Genomic DNA, 4,497 nt, shown 5'->3' on the forward strand with positions numbered 1-4,497 from the left:
GCCGTGTGCGCCTCCACGTCGGCCGCGTCCACGTCCTGCAGCGCGCGGTCCGACTGCGTGGCCCACCAGATGTCCCGCATCACCGGCTCCGCCAGGAACATCTCGTAGTACCCGTCCACCACCCGCAGCAGCGCCTCGTGCAGCGCCCCCTCGTCGCGCACGGGGGCGAGCTCCGCCTGGACGCACGCCAGGCCCTGCGCGTTGTAGCGCTCCGCGAGGGTGCGGATGATGGCGGATTTATCGGGAAAGTACTGGTACAGCGATCCGATGGAGACACCGGCTCGCTCCGCCACCTCGCTCATCCGCACGGCATCGCTTCCCCGCTCCGCGATGAGCTCCGTCGCGACGGCCAGCATCCGCTCCACCCGCTCGCGGCTGCGACGCTGGCTGGGCACGCGGCGCGGCGGCGCGGCTTCGATCGGCATCTCGCTCATGGACGATCTTCCTCTCTCACGGATGAAAAGCCTTGCGATCGAAAATATGAGCCTTTATCATGTTTTCGCAAACATGAGCATTCCTCACATTCAGGAGAGCGGGCGATGGGTGACGCGAACGGGACGACGCTGGTGATCGGCGGCACGGGAAAGACGGGGCGGCGGGTGGTGGAGCGGCTGGCGGCGCGCGGCGAGCCCGTCCGCGTCGGTTCGCGCGCGGGGACGCCGCCGTTCGACTGGGAGGACCGGGCCACGTGGGCGCCGGCGCTGCACGGGATGTCGCGGGTGTACGTGACGTATCAGCCGGACCTGGCCGTGCCCGGCGCGGCGGAAACCGTGGGGGAGCTCGCGCGGCTGGCGGCTCGGAGCGACGTGCGGCGGCTGGTGCTGCTCTCCGGCCGCGGCGAGGAGGGCGCACAGCGCGCGGAAGAGGCGGTGAAGCAGGCGGGCGTGGAGTGGACGGTGCTGCGCGCCAGCTGGTTCGCGCAGAACTTCAGCGAGAACTTTCTGCTGGACGCCGTGCTGGCCGGCGAGGTCGTTCTCCCCGCGGACGGCGTGCGCGAGCCGTTCGTGGACGCGGACGACATCGCCGACGCCGCCGTCGCCGCGCTCACGGAGGACGGTCACACCGGGCGCATCTACGAGCTGACGGGCCCGCGCGCGCTCACCTTTGCAGAGGCCGTGGACGAGATCGCCCGCGCCACCGGACGGCCCCTGCGCTACGTGCCCATCCCGGCGGAGGCGTTCATCGCCGGGATGCGCGCGGACGGCGTGCCGGAGGACGTGGTCTGGCTGATGAACGAGCTGTTCACGCAGGTGCTGGACGGCCGCAACGAGGCCGTGGCAGACGGTGTGCAGCGTGCGCTGGGCCGCCCGCCGCGCGACTTTGGCGACTACGCGCGCGCGACCGCGTCCGCCGGCGCCTGGGACGCGCACGGCTGACGCGAACCCGGTCCGCGGAGCCCCGGCCGGGCTCCGCGGACATCCACCTCCATCCCACGCGACCCATGACGGAACGGACGCCCGACTCCATGCGGGCCATCGCGATCGACCAGTTCGGGGGGATCGACGCGCTTCGATTGCAGACGGTGCCGGTCCCGGAGATCGGGCCGGACGAGGTGCTGGTGCGCGTGGAATACGCCGGCGTGGGCGAGTGGGACCCGTTCGAGCGCGAGGGCGGATACGCGCAGATGCTGGGGATGGAGCCGGCGTTCCCCTACGTGCTGGGCTCCGAGGGCGCGGGGACGGTGGCGGCCGTGGGCGCGGACGTGCGCGGGTTCGCCCCGGGGGACCGCGTGTACGCCATCGGCTTCCTGAACCCAAAGGGCGGGTTCTACGCGGAATACGCCGCCGTGCACACGGATTTCGTCTCGCCGCTCCCCCGCGCGCTCACGACGGAGCAGGCGGCCGTCGTGGGCGGCGTGGGCCTCACGGCACTGCGCGGGCTGGACGACGTGCTGCGGATTCGCCCCGGCGGGTCGGTGCTGGTCCTGGGCGCGGGAGGCGGCATTGGCCACGTGGCCGTGCAGCTCGCCAGGCAGATGCACGCGCGCGTGTTCGCCGTGGCGTCGGGCGCGGATGGCGTGGCCCTGGCGACGCACGTGGGCGCGGACGCGGCCGTCGACGGCCGCGTGGACGACGTGCTCGCCGCGGCGCGCGCCTTTGCGCCGGAGGGCATGGACGCCGCGCTGCTCACGGCGGGCGGCGCGGCGGCGGAGACGGCCCTGCACACCCTGCGCGAGGGCGGGCGGGCCGCGTACCCCAACGGCGTGCAGCCGCGGCCGGCCGCGCCCGCCGGCGTCCGCCTCGACGCCTTCAACGGCGACCCGGATCGCGACATCGTGGACCGCCTGGACCAGCGGATCGCGTCCGGACGGTTCGACGTCCACGTCGCGCGCACCTTTCCCCTGGAGCAGGCCGCGGACGCGCACCGCGCGCTGGGCGAGCACTACCTGGGCAAGCTCGCCCTCCGCATCGGCTAAGGTCGACGCGGCTCGTGATCCACAACACGATCAGCCGCCGCGGACATGGTGTCCGCGGCGGCTGGTCCGGTCGGGCCGGGGGCGCCAGCAGGCGTTCACGCAGGGATCTGCTCCACAAGGTCGCCCTGCACGCCGGTGATCCCGATGGTCGAGCCCGTCACGGTGTCGATGACGACCCGCTGGTCGATGTTGAAGGTGGTGTTGCTCGCCCGCTCCAGCTCGATGACCTCGTACAGCTCCAGGGCAATGCTCTTCAGGAAGTCCGGATCGTCGTTCAGCACGGCGGCCGTGTTTGCTCCGTTCATGCGCACATCGAGCGAATAGTCGGCCGCGCTCCTCAACATCCACGTCTTGAAGGCGGCGGTGATGGCCACGGCCAGGAGCATGCCACCGATCAAGAACCCTGGGAATCCTGTCATGACGAGAAAGAGGCCCAGACCGCCCATGATCCACACGTACAGGGGGATGGGTCGGCGCAGGTCCTCCAGCTTGACCGTGGAGATGTTGCGAAGGGGGTAGACCGCGTCGCCGATCACCAGCGTGTTGGCGCGGATCTTCAGCTCTCCATGGTCGTACCGGGTCGACTTGTCCCCCCCGAACAGCTGCGAGACGGCATCAGCAATGGTGCTCATGAATGGCCTTTCACGAGATGGAGGAAGGCGGGCGTGGCGGGAGCATGCCTCACACACTCGCATTGGTGGGACAGGCCGGGGGGAACTTCTCCACCTTCCAGAACGGACTCGCCGCCGCGGGAGCGTCCCCACGGCGGCGGACCTGGATCTCGCGATGCGCGCCCTATTCCACGCGGTGCACGGACAGGCGCACGAGGCCGCGCACCCAGCGGGTGGGTCGCTTCTCCGCCGGCGCGAGGATGCGCAGGGGGCCGTCGTGCGCGTCCAGCACGGCGCCGTCGCGGTGGTCTGCCACGAGCACGACGGCGTCGGTGAACGCCGGATCCAGCTCGGGGAGAGAAAAGATCACGCGATAGCCGTCGCTCGCCTCGGCCAGCACGTACGTGCGCAGCGCCTCGCCACGGACGGCCGCTCCCGCGGGCACGCCCATCCGCGTAAGCAGCGCGCGCAGCGGCACGCCCGTGTACGTGCCGGGCGGCGTGGGATGGCCGCCGCTGCTGGTTTCCGCGACCCGCACGGTGTCGCGTGGCAGGGCGGCCCATTCCGCGGCCGTCAGGCGGATGGCACCGCCGGAAAGCGGCACCAGCTCCAGCACGGCGGGGGTATCGGCGGCCTGCGCGCGCAGCGGCGCGTGCGCGGCGAGGATCACGGCAAGTACGGCGAGAAGGCGGCGCGGCATTTCGCGGTGAAGCGGCGGGTGGACAGCGTGGAAAGCTGCGGGACGCGCGTACGCGAGGCAAGACGCGGAACAGCCGCGAGCCATACGGGCCCGCGGCTATTCTGCCGAAGACGACCGTTAATCCGGGGAGAAGAAACGGTTGAAGCCGCGTGCCATCAATCCATCCCGCAGCCGTGTATCCCCGGTCCACAACGGCGCGTCCAGCTCCAGTGCCAGGGCCACGTGCGGCGTATCGGCCTCGTCGATCCCACGGCAGAGGTCCTCCGCAATCTTCAGATGTTCTCGCGAGATCAGATCTTCCTTGAAGAGCGTCACTCGTCGAAGCAAAACGTGATACACGCGGACCAACTCGTCATCCGTGAGCCGGCTTGCCCGGAGGATCTTCTCCTTGTGCTTGAACAGCTCGACAAGGACGCTTTCGCAAACAAAGAAGCGATGCTCGATGCCGAGAAGCGCCGCCGTGAAACGGTTCTCCTGCCGTAAAAGGGCGGAGAACAGGATGTTGGGTATCAACGACTACAGGCGACATCCCGTCAACCACGACCAATCACAACGACCGGTGAGACTGCAGCTGCTTCCACACAGCCGTATCGATCTCGTCAGCCAGTCGTGCGGCGTCGTCCTCGGACAGCTGACTGCGTCGGCGGATCGACTCCAACTCGAGGAAGTCGAGGAATCGAGAGACTTCCTCGCGGTCAAGAACGTCGCGACGCACCCGCACCACGAGGTCTCGTTCCTCCACGTCAATTCGATATGCCGGCTCTGCCATG

General features: G+C 69.8%; 7 protein-coding genes. 3 read left to right on the top strand and 4 right to left on the bottom strand.

Annotated elements, in window-relative coordinates:
- On the bottom strand, positions 1–434 hold a 434-nt coding region (locus VFZ20_RS03480), incomplete at its 3' end, for a TetR/AcrR family transcriptional regulator (protein ID WP_329682435.1).
- Positions 435–539: 105 nt separating this feature from the next.
- Here VFZ20_RS03480 and VFZ20_RS03485 point away from each other — a divergent pair.
- Together VFZ20_RS03485 and VFZ20_RS03490 are read left to right on the top strand one after the other, a co-directional pair.
- On the top strand, positions 540–1,376 hold the full coding sequence (locus tag VFZ20_RS03485; protein WP_329682436.1) for an NAD(P)H-binding protein: 837 nt from the start codon (positions 540–542) through the stop codon (positions 1,374–1,376).
- Between the two features lie 65 nt (positions 1,377–1,441).
- Positions 1,442–2,416: an NADP-dependent oxidoreductase gene (locus tag VFZ20_RS03490; protein WP_329682437.1), complete on the top strand. Its 975-nt coding sequence runs from the start codon at positions 1,442–1,444 to the stop codon at positions 2,414–2,416.
- A 95-nt stretch (positions 2,417–2,511) separates the two neighbouring features.
- Here VFZ20_RS03490 and VFZ20_RS03495 read toward each other — a convergent pair whose 3' ends face one another.
- The 3 genes from VFZ20_RS03495 to VFZ20_RS03505 form a co-directional block, all read right to left on the bottom strand.
- Positions 2,512–3,048: a DUF6232 family protein gene (locus tag VFZ20_RS03495; RefSeq protein ID WP_329682438.1), complete on the bottom strand. Its 537-nt coding sequence runs from the start codon at positions 3,046–3,048 to the stop codon at positions 2,512–2,514.
- 163 nt (positions 3,049–3,211) lie between these two features.
- Positions 3,212–3,727 carry a molybdopterin-dependent oxidoreductase gene (locus VFZ20_RS03500; RefSeq protein ID WP_329682439.1) on the bottom strand — a complete coding sequence of 172 codons (516 nt, stop codon included), beginning with the start codon at positions 3,725–3,727 and terminating at the stop codon, positions 3,212–3,214.
- 117 nt (positions 3,728–3,844) lie between these two features.
- Positions 3,845–4,240, bottom strand: a complete 396-nt coding sequence (locus VFZ20_RS03505; protein ID WP_329682440.1) for a PIN domain-containing protein — start codon at positions 4,238–4,240, stop codon at positions 3,845–3,847.
- A 46-nt stretch (positions 4,241–4,286) separates the two neighbouring features.
- Between VFZ20_RS03505 and VFZ20_RS03510 the strand changes: the two genes are divergently transcribed.
- Positions 4,287–4,497: hypothetical protein (locus VFZ20_RS03510; protein ID WP_329682441.1), on the top strand; the 211-nt coding region annotated here is incomplete at its 3' end.

The organism is Longimicrobium sp., assembly GCF_036280135.1.
Lineage (GTDB): Bacteria > Gemmatimonadota > Gemmatimonadetes > Longimicrobiales > Longimicrobiaceae > Longimicrobium.

What these genes read in the sequence shown, in the direction of transcription:
- VFZ20_RS03485 (WP_329682436.1), top strand. Translation starts at nt 540, where the DNA reads ATGGGTGACGCGAACGGGACGACGCTGGTGATCGGCGGCACGGGAAAG.
- VFZ20_RS03490 (WP_329682437.1), top strand. Translation starts at nt 1,442, where the DNA reads ATGACGGAACGGACGCCCGACTCCATGCGGGCCATCGCGATCGACCAG.
- VFZ20_RS03495 (WP_329682438.1), bottom strand. Translation starts at nt 3,048, where the DNA reads ATGAGCACCATTGCTGATGCCGTCTCGCAGCTGTTCGGGGGGGACAAG.
- VFZ20_RS03500 (WP_329682439.1), bottom strand. Translation starts at nt 3,727, where the DNA reads ATGCCGCGCCGCCTTCTCGCCGTACTTGCCGTGATCCTCGCCGCGCAC.